Annotated in this window: 18 protein-coding genes; 10 read left to right on the forward strand and 8 right to left on the reverse strand. The window is 71.6% G+C overall.

All coding sequences use genetic code 11. The features are described 5' to 3' along the window. Window positions 1–88: 88 nt before the first annotated feature. Entirely contained in the window at window positions 89–2533 is a 2445-nt protein-coding gene (locus J5X75_RS07480; RefSeq protein ID WP_208466573.1) for a glycoside hydrolase family 2 protein, read from the forward strand. 2 nt (window positions 2534–2535) lie between these two features. Further along, the gene (locus tag J5X75_RS07485) at window positions 2536–3387 is read left to right on the forward strand and encodes a LacI family DNA-binding transcriptional regulator (RefSeq protein WP_208466574.1); all 852 of its coding nucleotides are present in this window, start codon (window positions 2536–2538) and stop codon (window positions 3385–3387) included. Between the two features lie 324 nt (window positions 3388–3711). On the opposite strand, the gene J5X75_RS07490 is transcribed toward J5X75_RS07485, so the two are convergent. Beyond that, entirely contained in the window at window positions 3712–4467 is a 756-nt protein-coding gene (locus J5X75_RS07490) for a formylglycine-generating enzyme family protein (protein ID WP_208466575.1), read from the reverse strand. A gap of 183 nt (window positions 4468–4650) precedes the next feature. On the opposite strand from J5X75_RS07490, the gene J5X75_RS07495 reads away from it, so the two are divergent. Genes J5X75_RS07495 through J5X75_RS07505 form a run of 3 tightly spaced genes read left to right on the forward strand, consistent with a single transcriptional unit; the run spans window position 4651 to window position 8959 of the window. Continuing rightward, a complete protein-coding gene (locus J5X75_RS07495) occupies window positions 4651–6081 on the forward strand; it encodes an AbfB domain-containing protein (RefSeq protein WP_208466576.1) in 1431 nt (476 codons plus the stop codon). A 17-nt stretch (window positions 6082–6098) separates the two neighbouring features. Then, window positions 6099–7475, forward strand: a complete 1377-nt coding sequence (locus J5X75_RS07500) for a family 43 glycosylhydrolase (protein WP_208466577.1) — start codon at window positions 6099–6101, stop codon at window positions 7473–7475. A gap of 11 nt (window positions 7476–7486) precedes the next feature. Then, entirely contained in the window at window positions 7487–8959 is a 1473-nt protein-coding gene (locus J5X75_RS07505; RefSeq protein ID WP_208466578.1) for a sigma-70 family RNA polymerase sigma factor, read from the forward strand. Window positions 8960–9089: 130 nt separating this feature from the next. Here the strand turns inward: J5X75_RS07505 and J5X75_RS07510 are convergent, their stop codons facing one another. Next, window positions 9090–10223, reverse strand: coding sequence for an EAL domain-containing protein (locus J5X75_RS07510; protein ID WP_208466579.1), 1134 nt, complete (start codon window positions 10221–10223; stop codon window positions 9090–9092). Window positions 10224–10331: 108 nt separating this feature from the next. Here J5X75_RS07510 and J5X75_RS07515 point away from each other — a divergent pair, with 108 nt between their 5' ends. Together J5X75_RS07515 and J5X75_RS07520 are read left to right on the forward strand one after the other, a co-directional pair. Then, on the forward strand, window positions 10332–11003 hold the full coding sequence (locus tag J5X75_RS07515; RefSeq protein ID WP_208466580.1) for a hypothetical protein: 672 nt from the start codon (window positions 10332–10334) through the stop codon (window positions 11001–11003). Further along, window positions 11000–11329 carry a transcriptional regulator gene (locus J5X75_RS07520; protein WP_208466581.1) on the forward strand — a complete coding sequence of 110 codons (330 nt, stop codon included), beginning with the start codon at window positions 11000–11002 and terminating at the stop codon, window positions 11327–11329. Before J5X75_RS07515 ends, J5X75_RS07520 begins: the two co-directional genes overlap by 4 nt. Here the strand turns inward: J5X75_RS07520 and J5X75_RS07525 are convergent. Next, window positions 11298–11924 (reverse strand): TetR/AcrR family transcriptional regulator, encoded by a 627-nt coding sequence (locus tag J5X75_RS07525; RefSeq protein WP_208466582.1) that lies wholly within the window; start codon window positions 11922–11924, stop codon window positions 11298–11300. The two genes, J5X75_RS07520 and J5X75_RS07525, sit on opposite strands and share 32 nt — an antisense overlap. 56 nt (window positions 11925–11980) lie before the next feature. Here J5X75_RS07525 and J5X75_RS07530 point away from each other — a divergent pair, with 56 nt between their 5' ends. Together J5X75_RS07530 and J5X75_RS07535 are read left to right on the forward strand one after the other, a co-directional pair. Then, window positions 11981–13507 carry a carboxylesterase/lipase family protein gene (locus tag J5X75_RS07530; RefSeq protein WP_208466583.1) on the forward strand — a complete coding sequence of 509 codons (1527 nt, stop codon included), beginning with the start codon at window positions 11981–11983 and terminating at the stop codon, window positions 13505–13507. A 61-nt stretch (window positions 13508–13568) separates the two neighbouring features. Beyond that, window positions 13569–14894, forward strand: coding sequence for an MFS transporter (locus J5X75_RS07535; RefSeq protein ID WP_208466584.1), 1326 nt, complete (start codon window positions 13569–13571; stop codon window positions 14892–14894). Window positions 14895–15289: 395 nt separating this feature from the next. On the opposite strand, the gene J5X75_RS07540 is transcribed toward J5X75_RS07535, so the two are convergent. The 5 genes from J5X75_RS07540 to J5X75_RS07560 all read right to left on the reverse strand — a co-directional run bounded on the left by J5X75_RS07540 (window position 15290) and on the right by J5X75_RS07560 (window position 19370). Next, window positions 15290–16081 (reverse strand): RNA polymerase sigma factor SigF, encoded by a 792-nt coding sequence (locus J5X75_RS07540; RefSeq protein WP_208466821.1) that lies wholly within the window; start codon window positions 16079–16081, stop codon window positions 15290–15292. Between the two features lie 78 nt (window positions 16082–16159). Then, on the reverse strand, window positions 16160–16978 hold the full coding sequence (locus tag J5X75_RS07545) for an ABC transporter permease (protein WP_208466585.1): 819 nt from the start codon (window positions 16976–16978) through the stop codon (window positions 16160–16162). Next, on the reverse strand, window positions 16975–17907 hold the full coding sequence (locus tag J5X75_RS07550; RefSeq protein ID WP_208466586.1) for an ATP-binding cassette domain-containing protein: 933 nt from the start codon (window positions 17905–17907) through the stop codon (window positions 16975–16977). The genes J5X75_RS07545 and J5X75_RS07550 overlap by 4 nt, the downstream gene beginning before the upstream one ends. 20 nt (window positions 17908–17927) lie before the next feature. Further along, a complete protein-coding gene (locus J5X75_RS07555; protein ID WP_208466587.1) occupies window positions 17928–18773 on the reverse strand; it encodes a DUF4097 family beta strand repeat-containing protein in 846 nt (281 codons plus the stop codon). Window positions 18774–18845: 72 nt separating this feature from the next. Then, complete coding sequence (locus J5X75_RS07560; protein ID WP_208466588.1) at window positions 18846–19370, reverse strand: ribbon-helix-helix protein, CopG family; 525 nt, start codon at window positions 19368–19370, stop codon at window positions 18846–18848. Window positions 19371–19548: 178 nt separating this feature from the next. On the opposite strand from J5X75_RS07560, the gene J5X75_RS07565 reads away from it, so the two are divergent. Next, window positions 19549–20592, forward strand: a complete 1044-nt coding sequence (locus tag J5X75_RS07565) for an NAD(P)-dependent alcohol dehydrogenase (protein WP_307797992.1) — start codon at window positions 19549–19551, stop codon at window positions 20590–20592. The last annotated feature ends 47 nt before the right edge of the window (window positions 20593–20639 follow it).

The following is a 20639-nucleotide window of genomic DNA, read 5'->3' on the forward strand; positions in this document are numbered from 1 at the left end:
GCGTTGACGGACTTCGTTCAGTTGCTTAAGAATGTGGGAACCGCGGCGCGGCGGCAACCCGATTTTCATCACGCAGGGAGCACCACCCATGCTCAAGACCGACCTTCACCAGGGCTGGACCGTCCGTTCCGTGGGTGGCCACGTCCCATCGGAGATCGCCGCGTCGCGGCTGCCCGCCGGCGTCCCGGGGACCGTCCACACCGACCTGCTCGCGGCCGGCCTGATCCCCGACCCGTACCTCGGCGTCAACGAGGCCGGGCTCGCCTGGTTCCACCGCAGCGCCTGGCTCTACGAGACCACGTTCACGGCCGCCCCGGCCGCGCCCGGCGAGCGGGTCGACCTGGTCTTCGACGGGCTGGACACGGTGGCGACCGTCGCGGTCGACGGGACCGAGCTGGGGCGGACCGCCAACATGCACCGTGGCTACCGCTTCGACGTGCGGCACCTGCTGCGCGACGGGGAGATCCCGTTGAGCGTCCGGTTCGACTCGGCGCTGGAGCACGCGGAGCGGTTCGAGGAGCAGGCCGGCTCCCGTCCCCGGCCGTACCCTCATCCGTTCAACGCGGTCCGCAAGATGGCCTGCTCCTTCGGCTGGGACTGGGGCCCCGACCTGCAGACCGCCGGCATCTGGAAGCCGGTCCGCCTGGAGCGCTGGCACACCGCCCGGTTCGCGTCGGTGCGGCCGCTGGCCACCCGTGACCGGCTCACCGTGCACGTCGACGTCGAGCTGGCGTCCGACGTGCCGCTGACCGTCACGGTGCGGGCCGCGGGACGCACCGCCCGGGCCGGCGTCGTCGCCGGCCGGGCCACCGTCGAGCTGCACGTGCCGGACGCGCCGGTGTGGTGGCCGGTGGGTCACGGCAAGCAGCCACTCGTGCCGGTCGAGGTCACCCTCCTCACGGGCGAGCACGTGCTCGACGAGTACCGCACCCGGGTCGGCTTCCGCGACGTGCGGCTCGACGAGAGCCCCGACGAGCACGGCAGCCGGTTCACTCTCATCGTCAACGATCAGGAGATCTTCGTCCTCGGGCTGAACTGGATCCCGGAGGACCACCTGCTCACCCGCATCACCCGCGAGCGCCTCGAAGCGGCCGTGGAGCGCGCGGTCGCCGGCAACGCCAACCTGCTGCGCGTCTGGGGCGGCGGGATCTGGGAGTCCGACGAGTTCTACGACGTCTGCGACGAGCTCGGCGTGCTGGTCTGGCAGGACTTCCCGCTCGCGTGCGCCGCCTACAGCGAGGAGGAGCCGATGCGGTCGGAGATCCTCGCCGAGGCCCGGGAGAACGTGACCCGGCTCGCCCCGCACCCGTCACTGATCCTGTGGAACGGCGGCAACGAGAACATCTGGGGCCACGAGGACTGGCAGTGGAAGGAAGCGCTGAACGGCGCGACCTGGGGCGCCCGCTACTACTACGAGGACTTCCCGTCGCTGCTGGCCGAGCTCGACCCGACCCGGCCGTACCATCCGGGCAGCCCGTCCAGCCCCGGCCACGACCCCGAGGTCGTCCACCCCAACGACGACCGGTTCGGCACCCGCCACGAGTGGGAGGCGTGGAACCGGGAGGACTACCGCTTCCACGACAACTCCGTACCCCGATTCTGCTCCGAGTTCGGCTGGCAGGCGCCGCCCGCCTGGTCGACGCTGACCGCCACGCTCGCACCGGAGGATCTGCGTAAGGACTCGGCCGCCTTCCTGCTGCACCAGAAGGCGGAGGACGGCAACGGCAAGCTCGACCGGGGGCTGGCCCACCACATGGCGGTGCCGTCCGACTTCGCGGCCTGGCACTGGGCCACCCAGCTCAACCAGGCGCGGGCCACCGCGTATGCGGTCGCCCACCTGCGCGGGCACGCCCCACGGACGATGGGCAGCATCCTGTGGCAGCTCAACGACTGCTGGCCGGTCACCTCGTGGGCCGTCGTCGACGGTTCCGGGCGGCTCAAACCGGCCTGGTATGCGCTGCGCCGCACGTACGCCCCGGTCCTGCTGTCCTTCCAGGAGCGTGCCGGCCGCACCGTGCTCGCCGTGATCAATGATCGCGATGAGCCGTGGCGTGACAACGCCCGGCTGCGGCGGGTCCGCTTCGACGGCGCCGAGCTGGCCGTGGTCACCGTCGAGGTGGACGTGCCGGCCCGGTCGGTCGGGCTGATCGACGTCGACCCGGCCCTGCTCGCGGCCGTCGAACCCGACCGGGAGGTGCTGGTCGCCGACAGCGGTGGGCTGCGCGCCACCCATCTGTTCGCCGAGGACTTCGATCTGCGGTACGACCCAGCGGCGGTGCGGGCAGACGTGGTGGCCGTCGAGGGCGGATACTCGATCACCGTGACCGCCGCATCGTTCGCCCGGGACGTGGCCGTGCTCGCCGACCGGGTCGCGCCCGACGCCGTCGTCGACGACATGCTCGTCGACCTGCTGCCAGGGGAGACGCACACGTTCACCGTCACCACGGCGGCGACCGTCGACGGCGAGGCGTTCGCGGCGCCCGAAGTGCTGCGGTCGGCGAACGCGCTCACCACGCCGGCACAGGTCGGCTGACGATGCCCACCCCGGGTGGCCTGATCGGGTTGGTGCTCACCGGCAGCGCCGCCCGGGTCGGCGTCGAGCCGTTCTTCATGGAGCTGATCGCCGGCATGGAGGAGGCGCTCGCGCCCTACGGGGCGAACGTGCTGCTGCTCGTGGTGCCGGACCTGGAAGCCGAACTGGCCACCTATCAGCGCTGGGCCGGCGACCGGACGGTGCAGGCCGTCGTCGTGGTGAACCTGGTCCACGACGACATCCGGCCGGAGTTCCTGGCCGGGCTGGGGTTGCCCGCGGTGCTCGCCGGGCGGGCCGACACGGCAGCCTTTCCGCGGGTGGTCACCGACGACGCCGGAGCCATGACGGTCGCCGTGGAGATGCTCGCCGGGCTCGGTCACCGGGTGATCGGACGGGTCAGCGGGCCCGCCGACCTGGTGCACACGGCCGACCGCACGGTGGCCATGCACGCGGCGGCCACCCGGCACGGCGTCGAGGCGCGCATCGTCGAGGGCGACTACGGGGCCGAGGCCGGGGTGCGCGGCGTCCAGAGTCTGCTGGCCGGCTCACCGCCGCCCACCGCGGTGATCTTCGACAACGACGTGATGGCGGTCGCCGCCGAACAGGAGCTGATCCGGAGCGGGGTGCCGGTCCCCGAACGGGTGAGCCTGCTGGTCCACGACGACTCGCCACTGTGTGAGCTGGCCGTGCCGCCGCTGTCCGCGCTCAGCATCGACGTCCACGACCATGGCCTCAGCCTGGCGCGCGTGGTCATCGCCACCCTCGACGGCGTCCAGCCGGCCGACTACCCGGGCCCACCGATCCGCGTCCTGCGGCGCGAGAGCACCGCCCCCGCCCCCACCACCGTCACCTAACCAGCCGGCCCACCGGCCGCCGACACGCCAGCCCCGGCACCCGCCGCACCGCCGGACCTCGAACCAACGGGCACTCCCGGTGCCAATGGCATCCGGGCGGGTAAGCGCGGTCGTGGACCGCTTCGTGGTCGAGGCCGCGGCTGCGGCCGCTCTCGCGCCGCTTGAATGTCGATCTTGGACGGGTTGCTGCCGCTTTCGGTGGCGAAACCAGCAAGATCGCGCGGTCTGGCTGACGGGCCGCGCCCTTCTCCTTGACCGCGGAGATCTCTGCAGGGCTTCCGGAGACGGGAATTTGCCGCGGTAGTGAGTGCCGTGGGGTTGGGGTTACTGCGGCGGTAGTGGGGCGGCTGGGCGGATCGCGGTGAAGAGGTCGTGTTCGTAGCGGGTGGTGGAGAGCAGCAGGAGCCACTCGTCGCAGCCCTGCCACGGGTGCAGATCGGCCGCGCCGCCGCGGACCGTCAGCGGGCCGTCGCCGGTGCGGGGAGCGGCGTCCGTGGGGGCGCCGTCGAAGCCGCGGATCCACACGTCGGCGCAGAGCTCGGCGGCTGAGCCCATGCCGGCCAGGCCGAACGGGTTCTCGGCGGCGGCGGTGCGGGGCTCGTCGCCGAAGTCGTCGAGCAGTTGGTCCTCGTCGGGCTTCGCGTCACCGCGGAAGGTGAGGGTGGTGGTTCCGGCGCGGGCCGCGTACTCCCATTCGGCCTCGCTGGGCAGCCGGAACGGCAGGGCCGCCAGCAGGTCGTCGAGGTCGTCCTCCAGACGCGCGGCGGTCGTGTCGGTGTCGGCGTAGTCGTCGTCGTAGTCGGGCAGCCAGTGCCGCACCTGCTCGACGGTCAGCGGGTGCCGGGCCAGCAGGAACGGCTCCACCTTCACCTCGCGGACCGGCCGGCAGTCGCCGACGGCGGCGAGGAACGGCTCGATGGTGTCCTCGACGCCGCCGCCGTGTTCGATCCGGCGGACCGCGTCGAGTTCCGACTCGGACAGGCCCATCCGGAACACTCCGCCCGGCACCTTCCGGAACACCACCCCGGACGGGGTGTGCCGCCACGCCGGGCGCCCGGCCACGATCTCCTTGCTCCACATGCAGCGGAACGATAACAGACCGCCGAAAAACGATGAGAAATCGTGTACGGATTTCTGTAATGTGCGCGCTCCCGGAATACACGTGCCTTTAGGAATTGACCGCCTTGACAGTCAATGTGTTAGCGATAACATGTGCTCGTAACGCCGGTTTAACAATCCCCATGCCATTCCCGGAGGCATTTCATGAGCTATCAGCCACGACGGCGGGAGCTGCTCGCGGCGATCGGCGGCGCCGTCGTCACGGCCGCCGTCGGTCTCCCGGCGCGGCCCGCGGCGGCCGCCGACGTGTACACCGCCTACCTCATGGCGCACTTCACCGGTGAGAGCGCCACCGGCGAGCAGATGTACTTCGCCACCAGCACCGACGGCCTGCACTGGACCGACCTGAACGGGTCGCAGCCGGTGCTGCTGTCCAGCGTGGGGGAGAAGGGCGTCCGTGATCCGGCCCTGGTCCGCTCCCCGGCCGGTGACCGGTTCTACCTGATCGCCACCGACCTGCGGATCGCCAGCGGCAAAGGCTGGGACGTCGCCCAGCACAGCGGCAGCACCGCCCTGGTCGTGTGGGAGTCCACCGATCTGACCACCTGGTCGGCGCCACGCCTGGTGAACGTCGCGGGCGCCATTCCTGGCGCCGGTTGCGCCTGGGCGCCGGAGGCCATCTACGACCCGGCGGCCGGAAACTACGTGGTCTACTGGGCGACCATTACCGACAAGGCGCGGATCCACTATTCCCGTACGACCGACTTCCGCACTTTCACCAGCCCGCAGATCTACATCGACCGGCCGGGCACGCAGGGCATCATCGACACCCAGATCCTGGAGATCGCGGGCAATGCGGGTGGTTACCGGTACGTGCGGGCCTCCGGCGACGGGCAGATCACCATCGAGGGCAGCAACCAGATCATCGGCGGCTGGACCCGGCTCGGCGACCTGTCCGGGCTGGGCCTGACCGGGGCTCAGGTGGAGGGCCCGATCCTGCACAAGTTCAACGATCGCAACGAATGGGGTCTGTGGGTCGACCAGTACGCGTCCGGCCGCGGCTATCTCCCGTTGGCCACCACGAATCCGGCCTCGCTGAGCGCCTACCGGATCCGCGGTGCCACCGAGTACGCGCTGGGCGCCAGCCGGAAGCGGCACGGCACGATCCTGCCGATCACCCAGGCGCAGTACACCGCGCTGCACGGTAAGTGGGCCACCTTCACGACCGGGGTCAACCGGCTCCAGTCGTACAACTTCACCGACCGGTACGTGCGGCACAGCAATTTCGACGCCCGCATCGACGCCGGTGTCTCCCCTCTGGCCGACTCGCAGTGGCGGCTGGTGCCCGGCCTGGCCAGCACGAGCGGTATGTCGATCGAGTCCACCAACTTCCCCGGCTACTACCTGCGGCACAGCAACTTCGACTTCGCGCTCGCCCCGAACGACGGCAGCGCCGCCTTCGCCGCCGACGCCACCTTCACCCGGGTCGCCGGGCTCGCCGACTCCTCGGCGGTGTCGTTCCGGTCCTTCAACCACCCGACCCGCTACCTGCGGCACTACAACTACCTGCTGCGGCTCGACGAGATCACCACCGCCACCGGGCGGGCCGACGCCACCTTCCGCCTGACCAGCTGACCGGAAAGCGAGCAACCATGCGCAATCTCGCCCGCGCGGCGACCGTACTCCTGGGCTCGTCGATGATCGTGGCCGTCGCCGCCGGCCCGGCGGCGGCCGCCGAGATCCCGACCGGCGCCCGGTCGCTGGAGTCGGTCAACCTGACCGGCCGCTACCTGCGGCACAGCGACTACCTCGGCAGCGTCGCCGCGGTCACCTCGGCCAGCTCGGCCCAGGCCAAGAGCGACGCCACCTTCACCGTGACACCGGGCCTGGCCGGCGGCGCCGGCTGTGTCTCGTTCCAGGCGGCCAACGGCATGTGGCTGCGCCACCGCGACTTCCGGATCCGGCTGGAGACCAACGCGGGCACGGCCACGTTCCTCGCCGACGCGACCTTCTGCGTACGGGACGGGTCGGTCAGCGGTTCGGTGCGCCTGGAGTCGTCGAACTACCCGGGGCGGTATCTACGGCACCGTGACAATCAGCTGTGGGTCGACCCCTCGACCACGAACCCTGGCACATTCGCGGCGGACAGCTCGTTTCGCGTCACCGCCCCATGGGTGGCCGGCCGCCCCAGCCCGGTGATCAAGGGCCTGTACGGCGACCCGAACATCGCCTACCTGAACGGCCGCTACTACATCTATCCGACGACCGACGGTTACGCCGGCTGGAGCGGCACCCGGTTCAAGGCGTTCTCCTCCACCGACCTCGTGAACTGGACAGATCACGGCACCGTCCTCGATCTGGCCACCCAGGTCGACTGGTCGAGCGGGCGGGCGTGGGCGCCGACCGTGGCCTACCGCAACGGCCGCTACTACCTCTACTTCTGCGGCGACACCAACATCGGCGTGGCCACCTCGACCAGCCCGGCCGGGCCGTTCACCGACGCGCTGGGCCGTCCACTGATCGCGGCCGGGTTCCGCAGCGGACAGATGATCGACCCGGCGGTGTTCACCGACGACAACGGTCAGTCCTATCTGTACTGGGGAAACGGGTACGCGTACGCCGTACCCCTGAATGCCGACATGATCTCCTTCGACCCGGCCAGGGTGACCACTTTCGGGTTGCCGAACTTCCGTGAGGCGCCGTTCGTCGTCAAGCGCAACGGCGTCTATCACATGACCTACTCGGTGGACGACACGCGCTCGGAGAACTATCACGTCGAGTACGCCACCAGCACGTCACCGCTCGGGCCGTGGACGCATCGCGGCACGATCCTGTCGAAGAACCTGAATCTGGGCATCAAGGGGCCCGGGCACCACTCGATCGTGCAGGCGCCCGGCACCGACACGTGGTACATCGCCTACCACCGGTTCGCGATCCCGGCCGGAGACGGCACCAACCGCGAGGTCACGATCGACCCGTTGCGTTTCGGCACGGACGGCATGATCATGCCGGTGGTGCCCACCCTGTGACGGGATAGAAGATGATCGCTGATGAGACCTGCCGACGCCTCGTCAGCGCGGCCCGCGCGGGTGATCAGCGGGCACTGGAGGAGCTGATCAGGGCGTTTCTGCCGCTCGTCTACAACGTCGTGGGCAGTGCGCTGTCCCGGCATGCGGACACCGACGACGTCGTCCAGCAGGTGCTGCTGGACGTCGTCCGGGATCTGGGTTCACTACGGGATCCGGACAGGTTCCGGTCCTGGCTGTTGGTCATCACGATGCGCGAGATCAGCGCGCACCGGGCCCGCCGGGACCGGGAGGCGGGCCGGGCCGTCGCGCTCGACGACGCGGTGAACCTTCCCGAATCCAGCGGTGGCTTCGAGGAGCTGGCCGTCCTCCGGCTCGGCCTGCACGATCAGCGGCGGGCGGTGGCGCGGGCCGGGCGGTGGCTGGATCCCGATGATCGCGGCCTTTTCGCCCTGTGGTGGCAGGAGCTGGCCGGGCGGGTCACCCGGCAGGACACGGCCGACGCCCTCGGGGTCAGCCTCACCCATGCCGGGGTCCGCGTCCACCGGATGCGGGAGCAGCTGGAGAACGCGCGGGCTGTCGTGGCCGCTCTCGCCGCCGAGCGGGTCTGTGCCGGGCTGACCCGGGCGGCGGACGGCTGGGACGGGGAGCCGGCGTCGCTGTGGCGCAAACGGCTCGCGCGACACGTACGCGGATGTGGGGTTTGCCTCCGAGCCGGCGGTGACCGGATTCCGGTGGACCGCCTGTTGGGAGACCTGGCTCTCGTCGCCGTGCCGGCCGTTCTGGCCGGTGCGGCGTTGAGCCGCCTCGCCGAGACGACGGCGGTGGCGAAATCAACGACGATGGCGGCGAAAACGACGACGGCGGCGGCCAAGGCAACGACGACGGCGGTCAAGGCGGCAGCGGTGCCGGTGACGGTCAAGACGGCGACGGTCTCGGTAGCGGCGGTGGCCACCCTGACCGCCGGTGTGGTGATGCTGCCCGGCCCGGCGGGCACGCCCGCCGCGGTGGGCACGCCGAGCGCGGTGTCCAGGCCGGTCACGCCGGCCCCGCCGACCACCGCGGCCCCGTTGACGCTGACCGGCACCCGCTCCCTGGAACTGGTCGCCACCCCGGGCCGTTTCCTGGCGTCCGGCCCCGAACTGGCCACATTGGTGCGGACCAGAACCCGGCGGACCGCCTTCACCGTGGTCGAGGGCCTCTCCGACCCCGACTGCCTCTCACTGCGCGCCGTCAACGGTCGCTACCTGCGGCATTACGCGTTCCGGATGAAGTTGGCGGCGCCGGACGGCAGCGCGATCTTCCGGGCCGACGCCACCTGGTGCCCGCTCGCCGGTGATGATGGCCGGGTGACGCTGCGCTCGGATAATTATCCGGAGCGGGTGATCCACTACCGGGCCGACGGCGAACTGGGCATCGACGAGACCGACGGTACCCCCGCCTTCCTAGCGGCGAGCACGTGGATCGTCCGGAAACCGGCAGCCTAGGCTGCGGCATCCGGCTGGCTGTGGCGGTGAGCAGGTGGATGGTCTGGAAACCGGCAGTCTGGGCGGTGTGCGACAGCGGCGCCTGGCTGACCGCGGCGCCGAGCACGTCGGTTGTCCGGAAACCGGTGTCCTAGGCGGTGTGCGACAGCAGGACCCGGCTGACCGCGGCCGCCGTGGGCAGGTCGTCGACGGTCACCATGGCGCCGTCGCGGGCGCACATCGCGTACCCGAAGCCCGGCCCGACCACCGCCGCCACGAACTCGCCCCCGACCGGCTGGTCGAGCAGCACCACCGCCCGTCCCGGCGCGGCGAGCCCCTGCAGGAGCCCGGCGAGCCCCGGGTGGGACACCACGACGACGGCGCAATCGTGATCGATGGCGGTCTCCCGCAGCCGGATGAGTCCCGCCTCGACGTCCCCCGGGACGCGTTGCCGGACCGGCCGGCTGCGGGACGCGACCTCGAACGGCGTACCCACCGGCTGGTGGAATCCCGGCCGTGACCGGCGCAGCACGCCGGCCGCCGCCGGGTCGAAATTCCGGACGTTCCCGATCGGCCCGGGCCGGCCGAACAGCCAGCCCTGGCCCCAGCGCGCCCCGAGCCGCCGGGCCGTGAGCAGGTGCGCCTCGGTTTCGATGCCCTCGGCGATCAGTACGGCGCCGGTGCGTGCGGCCTCGGCCCGCACCACGGCGGCGACGGTCCGGGAGTGCTCGGAGTCCGGGTCGCGGATCACGCTCATGTCGAGCTTGATCACTTCGGGTTCGAGGATGGGCAGGAACGCCAGCGACATCGGGTCCGCGCCGACGTCGTCCAGGGCGATGCCGTTGCCGCCAAGGTGGATGGATCCGGCCAGGCGGAGCATGCTGCCGGGCACCGCCGGCAGGGCGCGCTCGGTGTATTCGAGGATCGCCCGGAACGGGGGCCGGGCCGCGAACAGCTCCATGAGCCGCGGCGACAGCGGCTGGTCCATGACGCCGGGCTCACCGTTGGCGAACAGCAGCGGCGGGGCGGCCGGCGCCGCCATCGCGCCTTCCATGGCGCGTTCGAAGCAGAGCATGTCCAGCTCACCAAGCCGTCCCGCTTCCCGGGCCTCGGCGAAGAGCCGGTCCGGGAATTCCAGGGTGGTTCCGGCGGGGCCGCGGGCGAGGGCTTCCAACCCCACGACGGTACGGGTGGACAGGTCGACGATCGGTTGGAACACCGACCGCACGCGCCGGTCTTCGAGCAGAGCACCGATGGTGAGGTCGATCGTCGGGACCGGGCGCATCAGCCTGTGACTCCTTCGCGTGGCGAACACTGATGTCTTTCGGTCCCCGTACCCCTGAAGTTGAGGGTTGCACTTGTGCAAATTGGTTTGTGATGGAAACCTGTTGGCATGACAACTGATGCGGTGCCCGGCGACCCCCGCCGGCTGCTGTCCGAGGTGCGTGACCTCGCCCACCGGGTCCGGCGCGATCAGCGGGTGACCTGGGTCGCGCTGCTGGTGCTGGCCGTCGTGACGTTCGCGGCGATCCCGTTCGACTGGTTCGGCATGGAGGTGCGGTGCGCGCCCACCGGTGAATGCGAGTTCTCCCGTGACGGTGTGCTGTATTACTGGCCGCCCGCGCTGCTGATGGCGTATGCGGCGATCGCCTACGCCTACCGGCGGGTCGCCCGGTCGCGTGGGGTGGAGGCCCGGGTCCTGCCGTATGCGATCACCGGCGCCGCCCTGATCCTCGTCTTCCTCGCCGCCTGGGTGGCCGTCCGGGTCTACCTCGCCGACAATCCGCCACCCGCCGAGCCGCTGGCGTACGGGTGGATGGTCCTGGACCGGCTGGTCGCGCCGTGGGGCATCATCGGCGTCGCGCTGCTGGTGCTGGCCCGGCTCGAGCGCAACACCGGGCTGCTGCTGTTCACCCTCGGCTACCTGGCCGTCGTCCTGGTGCCGATCGACTTCGGCTGGCAGGCGCATCAGAGCGTGCCCGCCGAGTTCGTGCCGCAGCAGGTGATCAACGGTCTGGTGCTGCTGCTCGGCGCGGCCGGATTCGCGCTGGCCCGGCGGCGATGACCGCCGAGACCGAGCCGGCGCACCCGGTCACCGGGCTGGACGACGTGGTGCACCAGCGGGTCCGCCTCGGCATTCTGACCATCGCGCACGAGGCGCGGCGGGTCGAGTTCGGCTACCTGCGTGGCCAGTTGCAGTTGACCGCCGGAAACCTGTCCCAGCACCTCGGCGTCCTGGAGACGGCCGGCCTCATCGAGGTCGAGAAGGGCTACGAGGGCAGGCGCGGGCGGACCTGGATCACCCTCACCGCGGCCGGGCGGTCGGCGCTCGCCGAGGAGATCGGGCGGCTGAAGCTGCTCATCGCCCGCGTCGAGACCGCGGAGGGGTAGGAAACAGGCGGCGGACGTGGTAGTCGATCAATGCCACCGCGTCGTCCGGGGACCGCGCGCCGACCAGAATCGACGACGACAGGCCGGCGGCCAGAGCGGCCAGGCCGCCGGCCTCGAACGCCGGGTCGACGCCGCCGGGCACGTCACCGGCGGCCTGCCCGGCTCGTAGCTGGGTGGCGAGCACCGACTCCAGTTGGTGCTGCGGGTTCCGGGCGTCGGCGCCGGCCAGTGCCGGGTCGGTGAGCGCGGCCGCGTAGTAGGCGGCGTGGACGCGGGCCAGCAGCAGGCTGTCGTCGTCGGTGGGCAGCAGTTCGAGCAGGCAGATCCGGACCACGTCGACCGGGCCGGGGGCGCGGCCGAGCGCCGTGAACCGGGCGCGCATCCGCTCTCCGGCCGCCTCCGCCCCGTACTCGAACGCATAGATCAGCATGCGCTCCTTGGTGGTGAAGTAGTACTGCACCAGGCGCATCGACACCGCGGCCTCGGCCGCCACCTCACGCAGGGTGGCGGCCGGAAGCCCACGGGAGGCGGCGATCCGCCAGACCGCCTCGGCGATCTGGCGCCGTCGAAGCTCGTGGTCGACGCGTTTAGGCATGCGAGACAGTCTTCCATCGTTTTATGATGCAAGCGCATCATAAAACAGGAGGTGCCATGAGAGCCCTGCTCGCCGCCGTCCTGCTCCTTCCGGGTTCGCCCCCGGTGAGCGATCCGCCCGTCGTCCACACCCATCTCGGCCCGGTCCGCGGCACCGTGACCGGCGACCACCGGGTCTTCCGTGGTCTGCCGTATGCCGCCGCGCCGACCGGCGACCTGCGGTGGCGCGCGCCGCGACCCGCCGCGGCGTGGACCGGAGTCCGGGAGGCGACCGCATCCGGCCCGGCCTGCGCCCAGCCGCCGAGCGGCGATCCGACCATCACCGTGACCAGCGAGGACTGCCTCTATCTCGACGTCACCACACCGGTTCGGCCCGGCACCCGGCGGCCGGTGATCGTGTGGCTGCACGGCGGGAGCTTCAAGACCGGGGCGGGCAGCTCCTACGATCCGCACCGCCTGGCCGTCCAGGGCGACACGGTCGTCGTCACGGTCGACTACCGGCTCGGCGTCTTCGGCTACCTGGGCCTGCCCGGCCTGGCCGGCTCCGGCACGTTCGGCCTGCTGGACCAGCAGGCCGCGCTGCGCTGGGTGCGCCGCAACGCCGCCGCGTTCGGCGGGGATCCGCACAACGTGACCCTGGCCGGGCAGTCCGCCGGCGGGCTCAGCGTCTGCGCCCAGCTCACCTCACCGGGCGCGGCCGGGCTCTTCGACCGGGCGATCATCCAGTCCGGATCGTGCCTGACCAGCTGGCCCGCCGGGATCAACTTCGGTCAGCCGGCCGGACAGCCCTGGATCGGGCGGCCGCAGCTGGAGAGCGCGGGCACGGAGCTCGCCGAGCGACTCGGCTGCGCCGGCTCGCTCGCCTGCCTGCGCGCCCTGCCGGCGGACCGGCTCGTCGAGGCGACCCCCGGCGCGGGGATCGGCGCGTTCACCCGGCCCGCCCACGGCACCCCGCTGCTACCGGAACACCCCGCCGACGCCTTGCGGGCCGGGCGTTTCACCCGCGTACCGGTGTTGATCGGTGGCAATCGTGACGAGTCGCGCGGGATGGTCGGCGCGCTGGACACCTGGGAGCCGTACACGGAGGAGCAGTTCGAGGCGGCGCTGCGGGCCGGCTTCGGGGACCGGTGGACCCGGGTCGCGGCGGAGTACCCGGTCAGCGATCACGACGGACGACCCGGCCTGGCCTGGGCGGCGGTCGCCACCGACCGGATGTGGGCCTGCCCGGCGTTCGAGACCGCGGCGCTGCTGGCCCGGCACACCCGGGTGCACGGCTACGAGTTCGCCGAACGGGACACGCCGGTGCTCTGGGACGGTTATCCCTGGGGCGCCGCGCACGGGCTCGAACTGCCGTACCTCTTCGACGGCCTGGACTGGCTGACCGGGACTCCGCAGCCGGCGCTCGCCGCCGCGATGGTCGGCGAGTGGTCCCGCTTCGCCGGCACGGGCACGGCCGGATGGCCTCCGTTCAAAACCGGTCATGGTACGCCGTACGTGCGCTCCTTCACCGCGGAGTCGTCCGGCCGTACCGACATGGCGGCCGGTCACCGGTGCGCGTTCTGGCGGACCGTCCCGGACGCCTAGGCCGCCCCCGGATGACCGAAACCGGTCATGCGGGCGGAGAGCGCGGGTAGCGTGAACCGGCGTGCACATTCAGGACGCGATCGACCGGGTCGGGTTCGGCCGGTTCCAGCGGCGGCTCTTCCTGCTGTGCGGGATCACCTGGGCCGCCGACGCCGCCGAGATCCTGCTGCTGTCGTTCGCGCTGCCCGGGGTGACCGCGGAGTTCGGCCTGACCTCGGGGCAGGCCGGGCTCGTGGTGGCGTCCACCTTCGCCGGGATGCTGGCTGGCGCCTGGTTCTGGGGCATCATGGCGGACCGGGTCGGCCGGCGCCTCGGCTTCCAGCTCACCATCGCGATCTTCGCGGTGTTCGGGGTGGCGTCCGCGTTCGCGCCCGGCCCGGTCTGGCTCGCGGTGCTGCGGGCGCTGACCGGATTCGGGCTCGGCGGGGCGATGCCGCTGGACTTCGCGCTGTTCACCGAATACCTGCCGACCCGCGATCGGGGCCGCTGGCTGGTGCTGCTGGAGAGCTGGTGGGCGGTCGGCACGGTGGCGGCGGCCGCGCTCGCCCTGATCATCATGCCGACGGTGGGCTGGCGCTGGCTGCTGGCCACCTCGGCGGCCGCCGCGCTGCTGGTGCTGTGGGCCCGGCTGCGGGTACCCGAGTCGGCCCGGTACCTGCTCGCCCGTGGTGACACGGTGGGAGCGTCAGCACTGGTGACCGAAGTGGCACGGATCAACGGAGTCACGCCACCGGCCAGGCCGCTGCGGCTGCCCGCCGGCCAGGGCGCGGCCACCCCGGGCGACCTGCTGCGCGGCCCGCTCGGCCGGACCACCCTGCTGCTGTGGACGGTGTGGCTGCTGATCGGCTTCGGCTACTACGGCATCTTCGCGTGGCTGCCGCAGATCTTCGCCGACGAGTACGGGTTCCTGCGCAGCTACCAGTACGTGTTCTTCCTGGCGCTGGCCCAGCTGCCCGGTTACCTGTCGGCGGCCTGGCTGGTCGAACGAGCCGGCCGCAAACCGGTGCTCGCCGGCTATCTGGCCGCGGCCGCGGTCGCCACGTTCGGGTGGGCGGTGGCCGACTCGGCGGCGATGGTGCTGGTCTCCGCCGGGCTGATGAACTTCTTCACGCTGGGCGCCTGGGCCGCGCTGTACGCGTACACCCCGGAGCGTTACCCGACGCAGCTGCGCGCCTCCGGGCTGGGCGCGGCGAGTGGGTTCGCCCGCATCGGCGCGGTCACCGCGCCACTGGCCGGCGGCGCCCTGCTGGCCCTCTCCCTGCCCGTGGCACTCACCGTCTTCGCGGCGTCGTTCCTGCTGGCCGCGCTCGCGGTGGCCGGCTACGCGGCGGAGACCCGCGGCACCCGGCTCGACGACACCGTGGCGGAACGCGTCCCGCTCGGCTAGAGATCTGCCATGGCCGAGGTCCGCTTTTCGCTCCTTTTGCCGTACGCGTGTCCTCGTCCCGTCTGATCAGGGCCGTCCCGCCCGGTCGGCGCGATCGTGCTGCCCGCTCCGGCCTGTGCCGCGCCCGCCGGGCGTAGATCGGTGCCCGGGCCGGCCGGCCACGTCCTCGTCTGCCGCCGCTCGGTGCCGTTCTCATCACGCCACCGAGCGGGTGGCCCGGAAATGGTCACCCGCCCGGCCCGGTGAACATCAGCGGGGTGTGGCGGCGTGGCCGGCCTGCGGGACCACCGATCTGCGCCCGGCGGGCGCGGCACAGGCCGGAGCGGGCAGCCAGGTCGCGTGGGCCGGCGGAACGGCCCTGACCGGGCGGGGCGGGGTCGGGCGTACCGGAAGAATCAAGCGATGGACTCGAGCTGACCGCGCAGCTTGACCAGCGCCTTGGCCAGCAAGCGGGAGACGTGCATCTGGGAGATGCCGATCTGGTCGGCGATCTGCTGCTGGGTGAGGTTGCCGTAGAAGCGCAGCGTGACGATCTTCCGCTCGCGGTCGTCCAGGCTGGACAGCGCCGGGCCGAGAGCGATGCGCAGCTCGGCCGCCTCGAAGCCGGCGTCCTCGCCGCCCAGGGTGTCGCCGAGTTCGGTGCCGGTTTCGGCGACCGGGGTGGACAGGCTTGTCGAGTTGTAGGCGCGGGCGCCCTCCAGGCCCTCGATCACCTCGTCTTCGCTGATGCCCAGGTGAGTGGCGATGTCGGCGACCGTGGGGGAGCGGCCCAGCGTGTTGCTGAGCGTGCTGTTGGCGGCGGTGATGGCCAGGCGCAGCTCCTGGAGGCGGCGGGGCACACGCACCGACCAGGTGCGGTCCCGGAAGTGGCGCTTCAGCTCGCCCACGATGGTGGGGATCGCGAAGCCGCTGAAGTCGACGCCCCGGTCGGCCTCGAAGCGGTCCACCGCCTTGATCAGACCGACCATGGCGACCTGGTGGAGGTCGTCGCGGGGCTCGCCGCGGTTGGCGTACCGGTTGGCGAGGTGCCGGGCCAGCGGCAGCCAGGCTTCGATGGCGCGGTCGCGCAGGCCGGGCCGCGACGGGTGGCCGGCGGGCAGCGCCGCCATCGCGCTGATCAGCTCACTGGCACGGTCGGTGCTGGTGGCGGCCTCGTCGTGGACGGCGGTGTCGGCGAGGACGGTCATCCGGATTGCTCCCTCGGTCATCAGGAATCTACGGCGGGCGACCGGGTACTTCCCGGCCGCCCGCGCCGATAAACCGGTTCAGAGCTTGGATTCGCGGTTGAACAGGCGCTTGGACCAGAGGTAGCCGCCCAGGGCGATGACCGCGCACCAGCCGAGCGCGATCCACAGGTCGTTGCCGGGCGGGTTGCCGGCGAGCAGGGCGCGCATGGTCTCGATGATGGGGGTGAAGGGCTGGTATTCGGCGAACCAGCGGATTCCGGCCGGCAGTGACTCGGTGGGCACGAAGCCGCTGCTCAGGAACGGCAGCAGGATCAGCGGCATGGGCGCGTTGCTGGCCGTCTCCACCGTGCCGCTGGCCTGGCCGAGGGCGACGGCCAGCCAGATGAAGGCGAACGCCACGGTCCCGACGAAGCCGGCCGTGGCCAGCCATCCGAGCAGGTCGGCCGCGGGGTCGAAACCGACCAGCAGGGCCACGCCGGTCACCACGGCGACCGCCAGCATCGCCTGGATGAGGCTGCCGATGACGTGCCCGGTGAGCACCGAGACGCGGGCGATGTGCATGGTCCGGAACCGGGTGATGATGCCCTCGGTCATGTCCATGGCGATCGAGATGGCGGTGCCCTGCACCGTGGACATCACGGTCATCAGCAGGATGCCGGGGGTCAGGTAGTTGGCGTACGCGGCGCGCCCGTCGGCCGGGGAGCCACCGAGCCCGGCGCCCATCGTGCCGCCGAACACGTAGACGAACAGCAGCAGGAAGATGACCGGCATGCCGATGAGCAGGACGGTCATCGACGGGTACCGCAGCATGCGCTTGAGGTTGCGGCGCAGCATCGTGGTCGAGTCGCGCAGCGGGTGGAAACGCAGCGCCGGGGCGGTGAGGGTCGGGGTGCTCATGCGGTGGCCACCTTGTCGTCGGTGAGGGCGAGGAAGACGTCGTCGAGGTCGGGGGTGTGCACGGACAGCTCGCCGACCTCGAGGGACTGCGCCTCGAGCTGGTCGATCAGGGCTTTCAGCGAGCGGACGCTGCCGTCGCTGGGCACCCGCAGGGCGAGCGCGTCGCCGTCGGGGGCGGTGTGGCCCAGCACCCGTACGGCCTTGTCGTGGTCCCGCTGGTCGGTGAACCGGAGGCGGACGTGCCCGCCGGGGATGCGGCGTTTCAGTTCGTCGGCGGTGCCCTCGGCGACCAGCCGGCCGCCGGCCAGGACGGCGATCCGGTCGGCGAGTTCGTCGGCCTCCTCCAGGTACTGGGTGGTGAGGAAGATGGTGACGCCGCCGGCGACCAGGTCCCGGACGATCTGCCACATGTCCCGGCGGCTGCGCGGGTCGAGGCCGGTGGTCGGCTCGTCCAGGAAGATCACCTGAGGGCTGCCGACCAGGGTCATCGCCAGGTCGAGCCGCCGCCGCATGCCGCCGGAGTAGGTGGAGACCGCTTTGCCGCCGGCGTCGGTGAGCCCGAACTGTTCCAGCAGCTCGGCCGCCTTGCGTCGGGCCTCGCGCCGGCCGAGGTGGTGCAGGTCGGCCATCAGCCGCAGGTTCTCCTCGCCGGTGAGCAGGTTGTCGACCGCGGAGAACTGGCCGGTGACGCCGATCGCCGCGCGGACCGCGTCGGCGTCGCGGGTGACGTCGTGGCCGGCGACCCGGGCGTCGCCGGCGTCCGGGCGCAGCAGCGTGGACAGGATCTTGACGGTGGTGGTCTTGCCGGCGCCGTTCGCCCCGAGCAGGGCGAACACCGTCCCGCGGGCCACGGTCAGGTCGAGGTTGTCGAGCACCACCTGGTCGCCGAACGCCTTGCGGAGCCCGGTCACGGTGATCGCGGAGGTCATGGTGGTCCTTTCGGGGGGTGTCACGCGCGGTGGATGGTGATGTCGCCGTACGAGGTGCGGCCGCGGATCTCGACGGTCTCGTCGCCGCTGTCCGGGCCGGTGGTGTTCGCCAGCTGGTTGGACACCCGCCCGAACGCGGTGTCGACGGACACCCAGGCGGCGGTGCCCTCGGCGATGCCGATGTCCAGGTCGCCCAGGGAGGTGCCGATGGTGACCGAGCCGCGGACCACTTCGCCGAGCCGGATCTCGCCGTTGGACGTCTTGGCGTCCACGCCGGCGCCGGCCCGCCCGACGGTGATGGCGCCGTTGGCCGCCCGGACCCGTACCTCACCGCCGGCCGTGTCGATCGTGGTGTCGCCGTTGCTGTTCTTGACCGTGGCGGCGCCGCCGACCTCGCCGACCCGGACCCGCCCGCTGCCGGTGGAGATGTCGGCGTCGCCGGTGACGCGACCCACCGTGACGTGCCCGGCGGCCGTGGCGACGCGCAGCCCGTCGGCGTGCTCGACGGACACGTGCCCGGCGGAGGTCTTGAAGCGGCTTCCCGCGAGCCGGCCGGCCGACCGGTAGTTGCCCACCTGCACCTCGGCGGCGACGGCCGAACCGCTGGGCAGTTCGACGGTCACGTCCACCGCCTTGGAGCGGCGGGAGAACTCCAGCGGGCGGTACTTCGGGCCGGTGATCCGCAGGGTGCCGTCGGTGTGGTCGATCCGGACCTGCTCGGCGGCCTTCGTGTCGGACTCGTCGGACGCGTTGCGGGGGCGGACCTCGATCAGGGTGTCGGTGCGGTCGGTGGCGGTGATCTGGACGTCGGCGCCGCCGAGGTCGAGGTCGAGGGTGATCGGGCCGGGGGTGCCGAATTTTGGCATGGTGGTCTCCACATCATCGGTACGTGGACCGTCTCCGCAGGTGGGGACGGGTGTGAGTGTGGTGCGTCGCGGTCAGCGGACCCAGCCGCTGAAGGTCTTCCGGCCGGGCGGGCCGGGGACCGTGGGTTCGGCGGGCCGGCCGGGCTCGGTGCGCTGGAGGGCGGCGGCCGCGGCCCGGACCAGCCAGGCGTTGGCCGAGCGGCCCTCGCGGGCGGCGGCCTCCTCGATGGCGGCCTTGAGCTGCTCGGGCATCCGGACGTTGAGGCGGGTGGCCGGGCCCTCCTCGCTGAACGACGGGTCGCCGGCCGGGGCCGGGGCGGCGGTCGTGGCACCGCTCGGTGCCACCGGCTCGGCGGGTGGCAGCGCCACCACGAAATCCGGGTCGCGGCCGCGCAGGCGCAGCTCCACCGAGCCGGGCGCGAGGTCGCGGGTGATCTCGTCGGCGGCGGCGGTGAGCGTCTCCAGCAGGGTCATCCGGATCGCCGACTCCAGCGGGCCGGTCAGGCGCTCGACCAGCGCACGCGCCTCCTCGCCACCGGCCTCGGCGAGTGCGGCGAACTCGCGTCCGAGGTTGTTCACATACGTGGTCAAGTCCATGGCACTACTGTGGCACTTGTATGGCACACGCGCAAGGCCTTATGGCACAACAGTGGTGCCAAGTTGGCACCGACTGCGGAGGATGCCCTGTCAGTACACCCCTCCGGAGTGGTCGCGCCCGCCCTCTCCCAGGCAAGATCTTCGGTACGGAGAGACACCACCACCCTCGGAGGACACCATCTTCACCGTCAACGCCATCGCGGCTCCGTCGGCCACCGAACCGCTCGTGCGCACCACCGTCGAGCGGCGCGACCCCGGCCCCCGCGATGTCCTCATCGAGATCAGCTACGCCGGCATCTGCCACTCCGACATCCACACCGTCCGTGGTGAGTGGGGCGAGGTGCCGTACCCGCTCACCGTCGGCCACGAGATCGTCGGGCACGTGACGAAGGTCGGCGCCGAGGTCACCAAGCACCGGGTCGGCGACCGGGTCGGGGTCGGCTGCATGGTCAACTCCTGCCGGGAGTGCGCCAACTGCCGCGCCGGCCAGGAGCAGTACTGCCTGAACGGCAACGTCGGCACGTACGCGTCGACCGACCGGGACGGCACCGTCACCCAGGGCGGCTACTCCACCCACATCGTCGTCGACGAGGACTTCGTCCTGCGCGTGCCGGAGACGATCCCGCACGAGGCCGCGGCCCCGCTGCTCTGCGCCGGCATCACCACCTACTCGCCGCTGGCCCACTGGAAGGCCGGGCCCGGCAAGAAGGTGGCCGTGGTCGGCATGGGCGGCCTCGGGCACATGGCCGTCAAGATCGCCGTCGCCATGGGCGCCGAGGTCACCGTGCTGTCGCAGACCCTCGGCAAGAAGGACGACGGGCTGCGGTTCGGGGCCGCGCACTACCACGCGACCAGCGACCCGGCCACGTTCGAGGCGCTCGCCGACACCTTCGACCTGATCGTCAACACGGTCAGCGCGCCCATCGACGTCAACGCCTACCTGCGGCTGCTGCGCCTGGACGGCACCATGGTCAACGTCGGCGCGCCGCCCGAGCCGCTGCCGGTCAAGGTGTTCACGCTGTTCAGCAACCGGCGTTCGTTCGCCGGATCGAGCATCGGCGGCATCGCCGAGACCCAGGAGATGCTCGACTTCTGCGCCGAGCACGGCATCGCCCCGGAGATCGAGCTGATCCGCGCCGAGCAGGTCAACGAGGCGTACGAGCGGGTGCTGACGTCCGACGTGCGGTACCGGTTCGTGATCGACGTCGACTCGCTGCGATAGCGGAACCGGCGGGCATCCGGGCACGTCACACCGGCGGAACACAGGAA

This window comes from Actinoplanes flavus (assembly GCF_017592555.1).
Taxonomy (GTDB): Bacteria; Actinomycetota; Actinomycetes; order Mycobacteriales; family Micromonosporaceae; genus Actinoplanes; species Actinoplanes flavus.

What these genes read in the sequence shown, in the direction of transcription:
- J5X75_RS07480 (WP_208466573.1), top strand. Translation starts at nt 89, where the DNA reads ATGCTCAAGACCGACCTTCACCAGGGCTGGACCGTCCGTTCCGTGGGT.
- J5X75_RS07485 (WP_208466574.1), top strand. Translation starts at nt 2,536, where the DNA reads ATGCCCACCCCGGGTGGCCTGATCGGGTTGGTGCTCACCGGCAGCGCC.
- J5X75_RS07490 (WP_208466575.1), bottom strand. Translation starts at nt 4,467, where the DNA reads ATGTGGAGCAAGGAGATCGTGGCCGGGCGCCCGGCGTGGCGGCACACC.
- J5X75_RS07495 (WP_208466576.1), top strand. Translation starts at nt 4,651, where the DNA reads ATGAGCTATCAGCCACGACGGCGGGAGCTGCTCGCGGCGATCGGCGGC.
- J5X75_RS07500 (WP_208466577.1), top strand. Translation starts at nt 6,099, where the DNA reads ATGCGCAATCTCGCCCGCGCGGCGACCGTACTCCTGGGCTCGTCGATG.
- J5X75_RS07505 (WP_208466578.1), top strand. Translation starts at nt 7,487, where the DNA reads ATGATCGCTGATGAGACCTGCCGACGCCTCGTCAGCGCGGCCCGCGCG.
- J5X75_RS07510 (WP_208466579.1), bottom strand. Translation starts at nt 10,223, where the DNA reads ATGCGCCCGGTCCCGACGATCGACCTCACCATCGGTGCTCTGCTCGAA.
- J5X75_RS07515 (WP_208466580.1), top strand. Translation starts at nt 10,332, where the DNA reads ATGACAACTGATGCGGTGCCCGGCGACCCCCGCCGGCTGCTGTCCGAG.
- J5X75_RS07520 (WP_208466581.1), top strand. Translation starts at nt 11,000, where the DNA reads ATGACCGCCGAGACCGAGCCGGCGCACCCGGTCACCGGGCTGGACGAC.
- J5X75_RS07525 (WP_208466582.1), bottom strand. Translation starts at nt 11,924, where the DNA reads ATGCCTAAACGCGTCGACCACGAGCTTCGACGGCGCCAGATCGCCGAG.
- J5X75_RS07530 (WP_208466583.1), top strand. Translation starts at nt 11,981, where the DNA reads ATGAGAGCCCTGCTCGCCGCCGTCCTGCTCCTTCCGGGTTCGCCCCCG.
- J5X75_RS07540 (WP_208466821.1), bottom strand. Translation starts at nt 16,081, where the DNA reads ATGACCGTCCTCGCCGACACCGCCGTCCACGACGAGGCCGCCACCAGC.
- J5X75_RS07545 (WP_208466585.1), bottom strand. Translation starts at nt 16,978, where the DNA reads ATGAGCACCCCGACCCTCACCGCCCCGGCGCTGCGTTTCCACCCGCTG.
- J5X75_RS07550 (WP_208466586.1), bottom strand. Translation starts at nt 17,907, where the DNA reads ATGACCTCCGCGATCACCGTGACCGGGCTCCGCAAGGCGTTCGGCGAC.
- J5X75_RS07555 (WP_208466587.1), bottom strand. Translation starts at nt 18,773, where the DNA reads ATGCCAAAATTCGGCACCCCCGGCCCGATCACCCTCGACCTCGACCTC.
- J5X75_RS07560 (WP_208466588.1), bottom strand. Translation starts at nt 19,370, where the DNA reads ATGGACTTGACCACGTATGTGAACAACCTCGGACGCGAGTTCGCCGCA.